The following is a 12930-nucleotide window of genomic DNA, read 5'->3' on the forward strand; positions in this document are numbered from 1 at the left end:
GATGGTCGCGCCACGGTCCGGCGCGGCCCCCAGGATGTCAAGGCACCCGGCCCGCGCCTCAGCCTACGAGGGCAGACAGTTCGGCCCGCGCCGCGTCCAGGTCCATCTCGACCGGGCGGCGGCGATCCTGCAACGCGCGGTCGGCGCGGTCGAGGGCGAGACCCTGCAGGACCGGACAGGTCGCAGCCACGATTTCCATGTCGCGCCCCTCGCCGTTGCAATGCAAGACCACGTCGCAACCCGCCGCAATGGCCCCCGCGCAGCGGCTGGCCATATCGCCCGGCAAGGCCCCCATGGAAATGTCGTCGGTCATCAACAGGCCGTCGAACCCGATCCCGTCGCGGATGACCGCCTGCACAGGCCCAGAGATCGTGCCCGGCAAGGCGTCGATGTCCGAATAGACGACATGCGCGGTCATCCCCAGCGGAAGGTCCGCGAGGCGGCGGAAGACCTCGAAATCGCTGGCCTCCAGATCGGCGCGCGGCGTGTCGACACGTGGCAACGACAGGTGGCTGTCGGCCCCTGCGCGTCCGTGGCCGGGGATATGCTTGACCACCGGCAGGACGCCGCCTTGCAAACACCCTTCGGCGTTGGCGCGGGCGCGTGTTGCCACCTCTTCGACGGTGCGGCCATAGAGACGGTTGAACAGGAACGGATGCGTGCCCTCGCCCGCGATGTCGGCGGTGGGCGTGCAGTTTACGTCGATGCCCACGCCCCGCAGCTCCCGCGCGATGAGGGTGGCGCGCAGGAACATGGCGCGGACAGGATCACGGGCGCGGTCCATCGCCGTCAGGGGCGGCAACCAGTCGGACCAGAACGGCGGGCCCAGGCGCTGCACGCGGCCGCCTTCCTGATCGACCAGGATCGGAGCGTCGCGGCCCACGGCATCGCGCAGGGCCGTGGTCAGCGCGCGCAGCCGGTCGGGCGTGTCGATGTTGCGGGCAAACAGGATAAAGCCCCAAGGGTCGGCGGCGCGGAAAAACGCCGCCTCGTCGGGGGTCAGATCGGGGCCTTCGCAGCCAAGGATGAAGGCCCCGGCCATGTCAGCGAACGGTGACCGGAATGCAGGCCGCATCCTTGGCCAGCAAGGCCGAGCAGAAGCGGCGCGCGTCCGACCCGTCATCAAAGCCCACGACCCGCAGACGCCAGAAATCGCGCCCGCCGGACCGGGCCTTCTGGACCAGGCGCTGCTTGCCATCCATGTAGTCGCGGAAGCGGCCATTCAACCGTTCCCATTCGGACCGCGCGGCGGCCTCGCTGTCGTAGGCCCCCAGCTGCACGACACGGGTGCCGGGGGCGACGCTGGCGGGATCGACGTCCAACGTGCCCCCGGCACGTGCCACCTGTTGCGTCGGGGCCTGTTCGGGGGCGTCGGTCGGCGCGATCACGCGGGCGGGTGCCGCAGCGGCCCGCAGGCCCGCAGGCCGCTGGCTGGGCCGGACCGACCGGGCAACACCGGGGCCGGTCGGGCGCGCGGGGGCGGCGGCGATCTGCGGCTCGGACGGGGTTGCCTCGGGCGTGATGACGGGGGCGTTGACGACAGGTGTGCTGGCGCCCACGATCTCGTCCAGGGGTTCGTGCGCCTCGGCCAGAGCCGCCGCGACCGAGCTCAGATCAACCGGTTCCGGGGCCGCGATGGCGGGCTCTGGGGGGGCGGTGGCGACGACGGCCTGGCGCACCGGATCGACGGGGGCCAGACCCAGGGCCTGACGGCGATCGGCCAGCGACGGGGCCTCCAGATCAACCGGAGAGGGGGCCAGGACGATTTCCTCGGGCGCGGGGGCGGCGGGGCCACCGGACGTGATGTCGGAAATGGCCATGCCCTGAAACGGCGCCTGCAATCCGCCGGGATCCTCGGGCGCGACGCGCATGTCCCCTTCGATGGCCGCGATGACCGGAACGTTCGACATGTCGCGGAAGGTCAGATCGACCGCCCAGACCGCCATGCCGCCCGCCAGACCCAGCGAGGTGATCGCCCCGGCCCAGTTCACCAGACCGAATCCGCGCATCGCCTCTGCCAGGCGATTGGGCGCTTCTACGCCGTAATCGGCACCGTAATAATCCAGATCCGCCATATGCCTGCCCTCCGTCCGGGCGCGGGCGTCGCGCCGGACTGTTGTGTACTGCCCTGATCCGCCGAGGTTTTTCCCCGGTCGCATCGCCTCTGATACCGACTGTGCCGTGTCCGTCTGCCGCGGACGCTCAGCGCATTTCCTGTGCCGGTTCGACCCCAAGGATACCCAATCCCGCCGCAATGACAACGGACACCGCCCGCGCCAAGGCGATCTTGGCGGCAGATGTGTCCTTATCGTCCTGCAGGAAGCGGAGACCCGTCTCGTCGTTGCCCCGGTTCCACAGCGCGTGGAACGCCTGCGCCAGGTCGTAAAGGTAGAACGCGACCCGGTGCGGCTCGTGCCCCTTGGCGGCGATTTCGACCAGACGCGGCCATTCGGCCAGCTTGGCGGCCAACGCCTGTTCGGCGACGTGGTCCAACCGCGTCAGGTCGGCCTGTGCCAGCGCCGCGTCGCTGGTGTCGATCCCGGCATCAACTGCCTTGCGCAGGACCGACATGACCCGCGCGTGGGCGTATTGCACGTAATAGACGGGGTTGTCCTTGGATTGCTCCAGCGCCTTGTCGACCTCGAAATCAAGCGGCGCGTCGTTCTTGCGGGTCAGCATGACGAACCGGGTCACGTCGCGCCCGACCAGTTCGACCACGTCGGCCAGGGTCACAAAGGTCCCTGCCCGCTTGGACATCTTCAACTGCTCGCCGCCGCGCGTCAGCTTGACCAGCTGCGTCAGCTTGATGTCCAGCGGCACCTTGCCATCCGACAGCGCGGCAACAGCCGCCTTCATGCGTTTGACGTAGCCGCCATGATCGGCCCCGAAGACGTCGATCAACGCGTCGAAGCCGCGCAGCGTCTTGTCATAGTGATAGGCGATGTCGGGCGCGAAATAGGTCCAGCCCCCGTCCGATTTCTGGATCGGGCGGTCGACGTCGTCGCCGTAGTCGGTGGATTTGAACAGCGTCTGTTCGCGTGGCTCCCAATCCTCGGGCAGTTTGCCCTTAGGCGGCTCCAACGTACCGCGATAGATCAGGCCCTTGGCGTCCAGCTCTGCGATGGCCGCTTCGATCTTGCCGGTGCCGTACAGCGCCTTTTCGGACGAGAACACGTCCATCTTCACGCCCAACAGGCCCAGATCGCGGCGGATCAGGTCCATCATCGCCTCGGTGGCGAAATTGCGCACCTCTTCCAGCCAGACGTCCTCCGGCTGGTCGATATAGGCCGCGCCGACCTTGGTTTTCAGCGCCTCACCGACCTCGATCAGGTAGTCGCCGGGATAGGTTCCCTCGGGCCAGTCGACCGTCAGATCGTGCGCCTCCAGGTAGCGGTTGTAGACGGAGCGGGCCAGCACATCGACCTGCGCGCCGCCATCGTTGATGTAGTATTCCCGCGTCACCTCGTAACCGGAATAGGCCAGCAGGGACGCCAACGCGTCGCCAAACACCGCACCGCGCGTATGCCCCACGTGCAGCGGGCCGGTCGGGTTGGCCGAGACGTATTCGACGTTGACCTTCTGCCCCTTGCCCATGTCGGAACGGCCGAAGTCTGCACCCTGCGTCAGCACGGCGCCGACGATGTCCTGCCAGACCGACGCGGCCAGCCGGATGTTCAGAAACCCCGGCCCCGCCACCTCGGCAGAGGCGATGCGTGGGTCGGCGGTCAGACGCGGGGCCAGGGCCTCGGCGATGTCGCGGGGTTTCATCCTGGCCGGCTTGGCCAGAACCATCGCCGCATTCGTCGCCATGTCGCCGTGCGCCGGATCGCGCGGCGGTTCCACCGCGACGTTGCCTTGGGCCAGACCGGCGGGGATCACCCCCTCGTCGGCCAGCGCGTCGAGCGCGGAAATCGTGAGGGCGCGAATATCGGCAAAGAGGTTCATGGGGGACCGGTCCGTGTCTGGGGCTGCGGTCCCTTTAGCGCCGGGCTGCGCGGGCCTCAACCCGCGCCGGGTGGCTGTCTCTAACCCTTGTGTTGCATCACAAAGGACGTGGCCAGCGTGCAGCCCTCGGCGTCGATCATGCCGCCCTCTTCCTCCATCATCTTCTGGACGTCCATGTTGACGCGATTCTGGATCTCCGTTTCGGACAGCAGTTCCATGGTCGCGATCACCGCTTCCTTGCCGGGGCCCGACAGGCTAGCGCGCCAGGTGGTGTCGTCAACCTGTTCCCAGGCGACCGGCTGTCCGTCGGGGTTCAGGCCGCTTGCCAGATTGGGGTCGAAGGCCCCGTTCCAGTCGACCTCGAACACGTTGCGCCGACCGATATTCGCAACCATCTGATCGGCCATTGGCTGAAACATCGCGGGGCAGACCTCTGCCATCTGGGCCTCGACGGATCGGACGGTCCAATCCCCGTTTAGGGGCACGATGTCCGCCAGGGCGGGCGTGGTGAGCAGGCAAAGGCACAAGGCAAGGCGGCGCATCGAAATCTCCGGTCGGATGAAAGACATGGCCGCAGTTTCGCACCCCGCCCGCGACCGGGGCAAGGTCAGGTTTTCCTACCCCAGCAGACGCTCGTGTTCCTGCAGGGCAAACCGATCCGTCATGCCCGCGATATAATCGCAGACGATGCGCGCCAGCTCCGTCTCGTTGGCGACCTCGTCGACGTCCTTGCGCCACTGCTTGGGCAGGTGTTCAGGGGCGGCCAGGAACAAGGGAAACAACTCGTCCACCACCTGCGTCACCTGTTTGCGGACCTCGACCACCGCGGGGGCGCGGTACATGCGTTCGAACAGGAATCGGCGGATCACCTTCAGATCGGACCACAGCGCGGGCGTGAACTGCACCATCATCCGCCCCGCATGACGCACGTCCCCGGCCGAGCGCGGCTGCACCTCGGCCAGGTTCGCCTCGGTCACGCGGATCACATCCTCGACCAACACGCCAAAGAACCGGCGCAGCGCCTCGTGCCGACGGCGGTAATAGTTGAGACCGGGATAGACCCGGTCCACCTCGGCAAAGCAGTCGTGCAGAACCGGCAATTCGGCCAGCTCATCGGTCGAAAACAGCTCGGCCCGCAGGCCGTCGTGCAGGTCGTGGTTGTTGTAGGCGATGTCATCGGACAGGGCTGCGACCTGGGCCTCGGCGCTGGCATGGGTGGTCAGTTCCAGATCGTGCCGGGCGTCGTATTCGGCCAGGGCATAGGGCACCGGTGCGCCGACGGGTCCGTTATGTTTCGCAATGCCTTCAAGGGTTTCCCACGTCAGGTTCAGCCCGTCCCATTCCGCATAGTGCCGTTCCAGCCGGGTGACGATGCGGATCGCCTGCGCATTGTGGTCAAAGCCGCCAAAGGGGGCCATCAACCTCTGCAGCGCCTCTTCGCCGGTGTGACCGAACGGCGGGTGGCCCAGATCGTGGGCCAGCGCGACGCCCTCGGTCAGTTCCATGTTCAGGCCCAGATGTTTTGAAATGGTGCGCGCGACTTGCCCGACCTCGATGGAATGGGTCAGGCGGGTGCGAAAATAATCGCCCTCGTGCTCGATGAACACCTGGGTCTTGTGCTTGAGCCGCCGGAACGCGCTGGCGTGGATAATGCGGTCGCGGTCACGCTGAAAAGGAGAGCGGAAGGCGCTCTCTTCCTCCGGGAAAAGGCGCCCGCGGGTGGCGTTGGGGTCGCTGGCATAGGGGACTGTCACGGCGGCTCTCTTGGCAGGCGGGCGTGGCGTCCATATATCGGGGGTGACGGAATTGCACGAGCTTATAGGTAAGCCATGGACCTCTCCCTGCCCCCCCGCGTGACCCCCCGCGCATTTGAACGTCTGGCCGAGATCGGCGCGAACGACGCGGGCAAGGCGCTGCGCGTTGCCGTCGAAGGCGGCGGCTGCTCCGGTTTTCAGTATCAGATCGACCTGGACGAGGTGGCCGAAGGCGACCTGATCCTGGAAGGCGAAGGCCAGAAAGTCGTGGTCGACGAGGTGTCCTTGCCGTTTCTGGAAAACGCCGTGATCGACTTTACCGAAGAATTGGTCGGCTCTCGCTTCACCATCGAAAACCCCAATGCGTCGTCCAGCTGCGGCTGCGGCGTCAGTTTCTCGATGTGATCAGGGGCGGACCCGCGCGTCCGCCCGCACCAACGACACGAACCGCCACCCCAACGCCAACGCGGCTGCGGCCAGTCCGACCGTCAGGCCCAGCCAGATCCCGCTGGGCCCCCAGCTGAAAACGAAGCCCAGCACGTAACTGGCCGGCAGGCCCAGCACCCAGTAGGACACGATGGCCAGAACCATCGGCGCACGCGTGTCCTGCACCCCGCGCAACATGCCCAGGGCCATGACCTGACCCGCATCGACCAGTTGGAACAGCGCGGCCAGCATCAGCAGATGCACCCCCAAGACCAGGATCGCCGGGGCCTGCGGGTCCGCCGAATCCAGAAACAGCGCCACGATCTGCGTGCCCGCCCCCAGATAGAGCGCAGTGGCCACCAGAACCGCGACGGCAGACAAAAGCGACGCGGCAACGGCCGCGCGGATCACGGCGGGCCGGTCCCCGCGCCCCCAGGCATGGCCCACGCGCACCGTCGCGGCAGCCGATAGCCCCATGTGAACCATGAACCCGATCATAGCGACCTGGATGGCGATACCATGGGCCGCCAGGGGCACGGTTCCCAGCCACCCCATCATCAATGCCGTGGCGACGAACAGCCCGCTTTCGGCCAGATGCGTCAGACCGATAGGCCAACCCAGGCGAAAGATCTCTGCAAAGATCGGCCAATCGGACCGGTGCAGGTTTTTCAGCAACTCGAACCGCGCCATGCCCGGCCCATGGGTCGCATAGCGCGCCAGCACCAGCAACGTCAGCGTGTGCACCCCCAAGGACGCGATGGCCGCGCCCTCCAGTCCCAGCTCCGGGAACCCCCAGTTGCCAAAGATCAGCAACCAGTTCAGCCCGCCGTTCAGCGCAGCCGCAGCCAAGGTCGCCCAAAGCACGATGCGCGTGTGTTCCAGCGCGCTGAGATGGCTGCGCAACGTCGCGGTCAACAGCGCCGGGATCATGCCCAGCCCGGCAATCCGCAAATAGGATTGCGCGTCCAGGGCGACCTGAGGGTCCTGCCCTGCCGCGCGCAGCAGCAGGCCGGACCACCAGAATGCGGGCAGCACCAGCGCCCCGAACAGAACCGACAGCCACAATCCCATCCGCGCGACCCGCCGCGCCCGCACCTCGTCCTCGCGGCCGACGGCCTCGGCGGACATGGGCAGGACAGCATAGGCAAAGCCGGAGCCCACAACCATGAAAACAAAGAAGAAAGACGCCCCAAGCGTCACCGCAGCCAAGGCCGGGACGGAATACCAGCCCAGCATCACCGTATCGGTCAGACCGACCAGAACCTGCGCCAGTTGACTGCCCACCAATGGCAGGCCCAGCGTAAGCGTACGGCCGAAATCACGTTGCAAAGGAATGCCCATGCCGCCGCGCTATAACGGCAGGGCGGGCCTGTCCATCGCCGTGTTCAGGCCAGCCGGTCCAGGTCTGCGACCAACTCGTCGGCCAAGGCCCGCGCATCCACACCCGGGCGTTCCGCCGTTGCGCGCAGGCCGGTCAGATCGGCTTGGTAGCGCCGCGCCAGCCGCCGCGGATCGTGATGCCCCGCCACTTCTCCCGCGGCCTGCGCGGCGGCAAACAAGGCGGCAAAACGGGCCTCCATCCCATCCAGGTGGGCGGCAATTCGGTCCGACAGGGCCGGGTTGCGTGTCCCGATTTCAAGCAGACCCTTGACCAGCATACAGGCCTGCGACGGACGATTGCCCGGTTGCGCAAAGCTCAGCAAATGCGCCTTGAGCGCGTCCAGGGGGGTGCCATCGCGCGCCCACCGCGCCAGGGTCGCCGCGCCATCCTGCGCATAACGGTCCAACGTCAGGCCGAACAAGGCATCCTTCGATCCGAACGCCGCGTAGAAACTGCCGGGGCGCATGTCGAGCGCCGCCTCCAGGTCCTTCATCGAGGTGCCGGCCCACCCTTTTTCCCAGAACAGGTCGCGGGCTCGGTCGATCAGGGCATCGCGGTCGTAGGCGGGGGGACGGGGCATGGCATCACATTTACTTGAACAACTGCTCAACATTTATTCTTGAACGATCATTCAATCAAGCCTAACTCCGCTGCAACACAAACAGGAGCTTTCCATGACCGACTTCCCCTCTCACGATCTGACCACCGCGCCCGAGGCCTCCAAGCCGCTGCTTGAGAAATCGCAGGCCGCCTTTGGTCGGTTGCCCGGCCTGCACAAGGTCATGGCCGAAAGCCCGCAACTGCTCGAAGGGTATCAGGTGCTGCACAAGCTGTTCACCGAAACCGGTTTCGACGCGGATGAGTTGACCGTCGTCTGGCAGACAATCAACGTCGAGCATGCCTGCCACTATTGCGTGCCCGCCCATACCGGGATCGCCAAGATGATGAAGGTCGACGATGCCATCTCGGACGCCCTGCGCGACGAGACCGCCCTGCCCGCCCCCAAGCTGGAGGCGCTGCGGACCTTCACGCTGGCCATGGTGCGCGACCGGGGCAACGTGTCCGAAGCTCAGATGCAGGCGTTCTTTGACGCAGGCTACGACCACCGCGCCGTGCTGAACGTGATCCTGGCCTTGGCCCAGAAGGTGATGTCCAACTACACCAACCACGTGGCCGAAACCCCCGTGGATGAGGGGATGCGAAAGTTCGCCTGGACCAAGGCAACCACGTAAAGCCAGCGGTACAAAAGAAAAAAGGGCACCCACGATGGGTGCCCTTTGCGGAACGATCTGGGGCACGCGGGTTTCCCCGCGCCCGAGGCGTCTTGTTCAGCCGACCAGTTCAAGGCCCGAGAAGAAGAAGGCGATTTCTTCGGCGGCCGTCTCCGGCGCGTCGGAGCCGTGGACCGAGTTCTCGCCGATGGACAGCGCGAATTCCTTGCGGATGGTGCCTTCGGCGGCTTCGGCCGGGTTGGTGGCGCCCATGACTTCACGGTTCTTCGCGATGGCGTCTTCGCCTTCCAGAACCTGCACGACGATCGGCTCGGAGATCATGAATTCGGTCAGTTCACCAAAGAAGGGGCGGTCCTTGTGGACACCATAAAAGGCTTCGGCCTGGGCCAGCGTCAGTTGAATGCGCTTGGACGCGACGATACGCAGGCCGGCCTCTTCGAACTTGGCGGCGATCTGACCGGTCAGGTTGCGCTTGGTGGCGTCGGGCTTGATGATCGAGAAGGTGCGTTGAACGGCCATGGGAAACTCCTGAATTGGCATTTGGCCGCGCCCTATCATGGGTGATGCCGGGGGTGAAGCCACCGCATCGGGGGCCAGGCGGGTTTTGTCGGCAGGGGTCCAGCCTGCGCGCCGGTCGAACATCCCCTGTCCCGGACCCTGATCCCGCGCGGCCCCTCGCCGCTGATGCCTGCGCCCGCCTTTCGCGTCACGACGCCCTGGATCGTGACCCGGCGATCCGAGGCAGACGATGCGGCCGATGTCGCGCGGAACCGCACCCGAAACCTGACCAGAGGCTATCTGGTTTCGACCCGCCGCCTGGGCTCTTGCCGACGGGCCGGGAATCAGTCAGGTGGCCCCATGCTTCAGATCACCGATCTCTCCTATTCCGTTGCCGGTCGCCCCCTTATGGTGGACGCCAGCGCCACGATCCCCGACGGCCACAAGGTTGGCCTTGTCGGACGCAATGGCACCGGCAAGACGACGCTGTTCCGTATCATCCGGGGGGAAATTCCCCTGGATGCCGGCGACATCTCCCTTCCGTCCCGTGCCCGCATCGGCGGCGTTGCCCAGGAAGTGCCGTCATCGGAAACGACGGTCCTGCAAACAGTGCTGGATGCCGACACCGAGCGAGCCGAACTCATGGCCGAGGCGGAAACGGCGACCGATCCGACCCGCATCGCCGAGGTGCAGGCGCGGCTGCAGGATATTGACGCCTGGTCCGGTGAAGCCCGCGCGTCGTCCATTCTCAAGGGCCTCGGCTTTGAAGTCGAGGAACAGCAGCGCCCCTGCTCCGCCTATTCGGGCGGTTGGCGGATGCGCGTGGCGCTGGCCGGTGTGCTGTTTGCCCAGCCGGACCTGCTTTTGCTGGATGAACCGACGAACTATCTGGATCTGGAAGGCGCGCTCTGGCTGGAAAGCTATCTGGTCAAATACCCCCATACGGTCATCATCATCAGTCACGACCGGGGCCTGTTGAACCGGTCGGTGGGCGGCATCCTCCACCTGGAGGACAAGGGACTTACCTACTACACCGGCACCTATGACCAATTCGTTAAGGCCCGCGCCGAAAAGCGTGCCGGCCAGGCGGCTCTGGCGGCGAAACAGGCGACGCAGCGGGCGCACCTGCAGGCCTTCGTGGACCGTTTCAAGGCCAAGGCATCCAAGGCGAAACAGGCGCAAAGCCGCGTCAAGATGCTGGAGCGGATGGAGACGATCACCGCCCCCGAAGACGCCGCGCGCGTGGTCTTTACCTTCCCCAAACCGACGCAGTTGAACCCCCCGATCCTGCGGCTTGAGGGGGCCTCGGTCGGCTATGGGGGGCCGGATGTCCTGACCCGGTTGAATGTTCGAATAGATCAAGACGATCGCATCGCCCTGCTGGGGCGAAATGGCGAGGGGAAATCCACCCTTTCCAAGCTATTGTCGGACAAACTTCAGACATCTGACGGCAAGCGCGAAGCGTCTTCCAAGTTGAAGATCGGATACTTCGCCCAGCACCAGGTGGATGAGCTTCATACCGACGAAACACCCTTGGAGCACCTGCGGCGCGAGCGCCCGGACGAGGCCCCGCCCAAGTTGAGGGCGCGGCTTGCGTCCTTTGGTCTGGGGGTCGATCAGGCGGATACTTTGGTGGCCAAATTGTCGGGCGGGCAAAAGGCGCGCCTGTCGCTGCTGCTGGCGACACTGGACGCGCCGCACCTGCTGATCCTGGACGAGCCGACCAACCACCTGGACATCGAGAGCCGGGAGGCGTTGGTGACCGCCTTGACGCGATATGACGGGGCCGTCGTCCTGGTCAGCCACGACATGCACCTGCTGAGCCTGGTCGCGGACCGGCTGTGGCTGGTCAAAGGTGGCAGCGTGGCCCCCTATGAGGGCGACCTGGAAAGCTATCGCAAGCTGCTGTTGCAGGGCGAAGAAAAGCCCGCAAAGACCGAGAAGAAAAAGGAAAAGCCGCCGGTCAGCAGGGATCGCCTGCTGGAGCTGCGAAGCGAAGTCCGCAAGGCCGAGGCCCGCGTCAAGAAGATCGACGAAATGCGCGACAAACTGGCCAAGAAACTGGCGGATCCGACGCTTTATGATGAGGGGCGCGTCGGCGAGCTGGAGACCTGGAACAAGAAATACGCCGAGGTGATGGAGGCCGCGGACCGGGCCGAAACCCTGTGGATGCAGGCGATGGATCAGCTGGAAAAGGCCCAGGCGTAATTGTGCAAATCTGTGCAAATTCGACGTATGATCCATGGGTGACCGAGGTATGATCCGGGTATGACACTCGCCGAAGCCGCCACCGCCTTCGCCGCGCTTTTCGTGGTGATCGACCCGATCGGGCTGGCCCCGATTTTCGTGGCCCTGACCGCGGGCATGTCGGCGCGCGAACGGCGCGCCATCGCGTTCCGGGCCTGCGCGGTGGGCGCGGGCATTCTGATCGTCTTTGCGGTCGCCGGAGAGGCGCTGCTGTCATTCCTTGGCATCTCCATCCCGGCGTTCCGGATCGCGGGCGGTATCCTGCTGTTCCTGACCGCATTGGAAATGCTGTTCGAAAAACGCACCCAGCGCCGCGAAGGACAGGCCGACACCCACAAGACCGATCCATCGGTGTTTCCGCTGGCCATGCCTTTGACGGCTGGTCCGGGGGCCATCGCGACGATGATCCTGTTGACCGACGGGGCCGCGCCCCTGGGCACGGTGCAGGCCATCGGCGTCATGTTGGCGGTGATCGCGGTGGTGCTGGTGCTGTTCCTGATGGCCACACCAATGGAAAAGCTGCTGGGCCCGACGGGCATCAATCTGGTGACGCGCCTGCTGGGCATGTTGCTGGCAGCCCTGTCCGTCCAGTTCGTTCTGGACGGAATGGCGGATCTGCCCGATTGGTAACGCGCGCCGCGCCCCCTATGTGAGAGCCATGGATACCGACAGCACGATGAGACTGATCTATCTGGGCCTTCTGGGCTCGGTCATCGGGTTTTATGTCTTCGTGTCTCATCGGCACCGGATGGGACAGATGCTGCAACAGGCGGCGATCTGGTTCTTTATCTTTGTGGGCTTTGTCGTGGTCTATGGGTTCTGGAACGATATCAGGGACATCGCCCTGCCTGGCCAGTCAGTCGTCGCCGAGGATGGCGCCCTGGTCGTCAGTGTACCGCGCCAACGCGACGGCCATTACCATCTGACCCTGATCGTCAACGGGGCGACGGTGCCGTTCATCGTCGACACGGGCGCGACGGATCTGGTTCTGACCCGGCAGGATGCCGCGCGGGTCGGATTGGATCCTGACACGCTGCGGTATCTGGGGCGGGCGAATACGGCAAACGGGTCCGTCGAAACGGCAGAAGTGCGCCTGGACGAGGTGCAGTTGGGCCAGATCCTAGACCGCAACGTCCCTGCCGTCGTCAACGGCGGCGACATGCGGCAGAGTCTGTTGGGCATGTCCTATCTGCAATCCTTCGGCCGGATCGAGATCGAGAACGACGAATTGCGGCTGATCCGCTAGGCGGATTTCGGACAGGGACGCAGAGCGCACTGTGCGGGCAGCGGCTTGGCCGGTTCGATGATGGGCAGACCCGGCAAAGGTGGCAGATGCGGCACCGGCGCGGCAACTGCGGCCGTGGCGGTCAGGGTCAGTGTCAGGGCGGTCAATGTCAGGCGCATGGTCGAAAAACGTCTGCACGCCCAAGCGGTTCCCTTGCTTTAT

General features: G+C 65.5%; 14 protein-coding genes. 5 read left to right on the forward strand and 9 right to left on the reverse strand.

Annotated features, from left to right (window positions below):
• Positions 1-58: 58 nt before the first annotated feature.
• From K3551_RS14800 to K3551_RS14820, 5 genes are all read right to left on the reverse strand, one after another.
• Complete coding sequence (locus tag K3551_RS14800) at positions 59-1042, reverse strand: glycoside hydrolase family 3 N-terminal domain-containing protein (protein ID WP_259914902.1); 984 nt, start codon at positions 1040-1042, stop codon at positions 59-61.
• A 1-nt stretch (position 1043) separates the two neighbouring features.
• Entirely contained in the window at positions 1044-2075 is a 1032-nt protein-coding gene (locus K3551_RS14805) for an SPOR domain-containing protein (RefSeq protein WP_259914904.1), read from the reverse strand.
• Between the two features lie 127 nt (positions 2076-2202).
• Positions 2203-3945: an arginine--tRNA ligase gene (gene argS, locus K3551_RS14810; RefSeq protein ID WP_259914906.1), complete on the reverse strand. Its 1743-nt coding sequence runs from the start codon at positions 3943-3945 to the stop codon at positions 2203-2205.
• Positions 3946-4025: 80 nt separating this feature from the next.
• On the reverse strand, positions 4026-4487 hold the full coding sequence (locus tag K3551_RS14815) for a hypothetical protein (protein WP_259914908.1): 462 nt from the start codon (positions 4485-4487) through the stop codon (positions 4026-4028).
• Positions 4488-4562: 75 nt separating this feature from the next.
• Positions 4563-5699 carry a deoxyguanosinetriphosphate triphosphohydrolase gene (locus K3551_RS14820; RefSeq protein WP_259914911.1) on the reverse strand — a complete coding sequence of 379 codons (1137 nt, stop codon included), beginning with the start codon at positions 5697-5699 and terminating at the stop codon, positions 4563-4565.
• A gap of 75 nt (positions 5700-5774) precedes the next feature.
• On the opposite strand from K3551_RS14820, the gene K3551_RS14825 reads away from it, so the two are divergent.
• A complete protein-coding gene (locus K3551_RS14825) occupies positions 5775-6104 on the forward strand; it encodes an iron-sulfur cluster assembly accessory protein (protein ID WP_259914914.1) in 330 nt (109 codons plus the stop codon).
• Here K3551_RS14825 and K3551_RS14830 read toward each other — a convergent pair whose 3' ends face one another.
• Positions 6105-7466 (reverse strand): MATE family efflux transporter, encoded by a 1362-nt coding sequence (locus K3551_RS14830; RefSeq protein WP_259914916.1) that lies wholly within the window; start codon positions 7464-7466, stop codon positions 6105-6107.
• 44 nt (positions 7467-7510) lie between these two features.
• Complete coding sequence (locus K3551_RS14835; RefSeq protein WP_259914918.1) at positions 7511-8086, reverse strand: TetR/AcrR family transcriptional regulator; 576 nt, start codon at positions 8084-8086, stop codon at positions 7511-7513.
• A 94-nt stretch (positions 8087-8180) separates the two neighbouring features.
• Here K3551_RS14835 and K3551_RS14840 point away from each other — a divergent pair, with 94 nt between their 5' ends.
• Positions 8181-8738, forward strand: coding sequence for a carboxymuconolactone decarboxylase family protein (locus K3551_RS14840; protein WP_259914920.1), 558 nt, complete (start codon positions 8181-8183; stop codon positions 8736-8738).
• 96 nt (positions 8739-8834) lie between these two features.
• Here K3551_RS14840 and ndk read toward each other — a convergent pair whose 3' ends face one another.
• Positions 8835-9257, reverse strand: a complete 423-nt coding sequence (gene ndk, locus K3551_RS14845) for a nucleoside-diphosphate kinase (protein WP_259914922.1) — start codon at positions 9255-9257, stop codon at positions 8835-8837.
• Between the two features lie 339 nt (positions 9258-9596).
• Here ndk and K3551_RS14850 point away from each other — a divergent pair, with 339 nt between their 5' ends.
• The 3 genes from K3551_RS14850 to K3551_RS14860 are packed head-to-tail and all read left to right on the forward strand — an operon-like array spanning position 9597 to position 12729.
• Positions 9597-11444, forward strand: coding sequence for an ABC-F family ATP-binding cassette domain-containing protein (locus K3551_RS14850; RefSeq protein WP_259914924.1), 1848 nt, complete (start codon positions 9597-9599; stop codon positions 11442-11444).
• A gap of 60 nt (positions 11445-11504) precedes the next feature.
• Positions 11505-12113, forward strand: coding sequence for a MarC family protein (locus tag K3551_RS14855; protein ID WP_259914926.1), 609 nt, complete (start codon positions 11505-11507; stop codon positions 12111-12113).
• 28 nt (positions 12114-12141) lie between these two features.
• The gene (locus K3551_RS14860) at positions 12142-12729 is read left to right on the forward strand and encodes a TIGR02281 family clan AA aspartic protease (RefSeq protein ID WP_259914928.1); all 588 of its coding nucleotides are present in this window, start codon (positions 12142-12144) and stop codon (positions 12727-12729) included.
• Here the strand turns inward: K3551_RS14860 and K3551_RS14865 are convergent.
• A complete protein-coding gene (locus K3551_RS14865) occupies positions 12726-12887 on the reverse strand; it encodes a hypothetical protein (protein WP_259914930.1) in 162 nt (53 codons plus the stop codon). The two genes, K3551_RS14860 and K3551_RS14865, sit on opposite strands and share 4 nt — an antisense overlap.
• Positions 12888-12930: the final 43 nt, after the last annotated feature.

Source organism: Jannaschia sp. M317 (assembly GCF_025141175.1).
Taxonomy (GTDB): Bacteria; Pseudomonadota; Alphaproteobacteria; order Rhodobacterales; family Rhodobacteraceae; genus Jannaschia.

Coding starts and splice junctions, on each gene's coding strand:
- K3551_RS14800 (WP_259914902.1), bottom strand. CDS start 1,042: ATGGCCGGGGCCTTCATCCTTGGCTGCGAAGGCCCCGATCTGACCCCC.
- K3551_RS14805 (WP_259914904.1), bottom strand. CDS start 2,075: ATGGCGGATCTGGATTATTACGGTGCCGATTACGGCGTAGAAGCGCCC.
- argS (WP_259914906.1), bottom strand. CDS start 3,945: ATGAACCTCTTTGCCGATATTCGCGCCCTCACGATTTCCGCGCTCGAC.
- K3551_RS14815 (WP_259914908.1), bottom strand. CDS start 4,487: ATGCGCCGCCTTGCCTTGTGCCTTTGCCTGCTCACCACGCCCGCCCTG.
- K3551_RS14825 (WP_259914914.1), top strand. CDS start 5,775: ATGGACCTCTCCCTGCCCCCCCGCGTGACCCCCCGCGCATTTGAACGT.
- K3551_RS14830 (WP_259914916.1), bottom strand. CDS start 7,466: ATGGGCATTCCTTTGCAACGTGATTTCGGCCGTACGCTTACGCTGGGC.
- K3551_RS14835 (WP_259914918.1), bottom strand. CDS start 8,086: ATGCCCCGTCCCCCCGCCTACGACCGCGATGCCCTGATCGACCGAGCC.
- K3551_RS14840 (WP_259914920.1), top strand. CDS start 8,181: ATGACCGACTTCCCCTCTCACGATCTGACCACCGCGCCCGAGGCCTCC.
- ndk (WP_259914922.1), bottom strand. CDS start 9,257: ATGGCCGTTCAACGCACCTTCTCGATCATCAAGCCCGACGCCACCAAG.
- K3551_RS14850 (WP_259914924.1), top strand. CDS start 9,597: ATGCTTCAGATCACCGATCTCTCCTATTCCGTTGCCGGTCGCCCCCTT.
- K3551_RS14855 (WP_259914926.1), top strand. CDS start 11,505: ATGACACTCGCCGAAGCCGCCACCGCCTTCGCCGCGCTTTTCGTGGTG.
- K3551_RS14860 (WP_259914928.1), top strand. CDS start 12,142: ATGGATACCGACAGCACGATGAGACTGATCTATCTGGGCCTTCTGGGC.
- K3551_RS14865 (WP_259914930.1), bottom strand. CDS start 12,887: ATGCGCCTGACATTGACCGCCCTGACACTGACCCTGACCGCCACGGCC.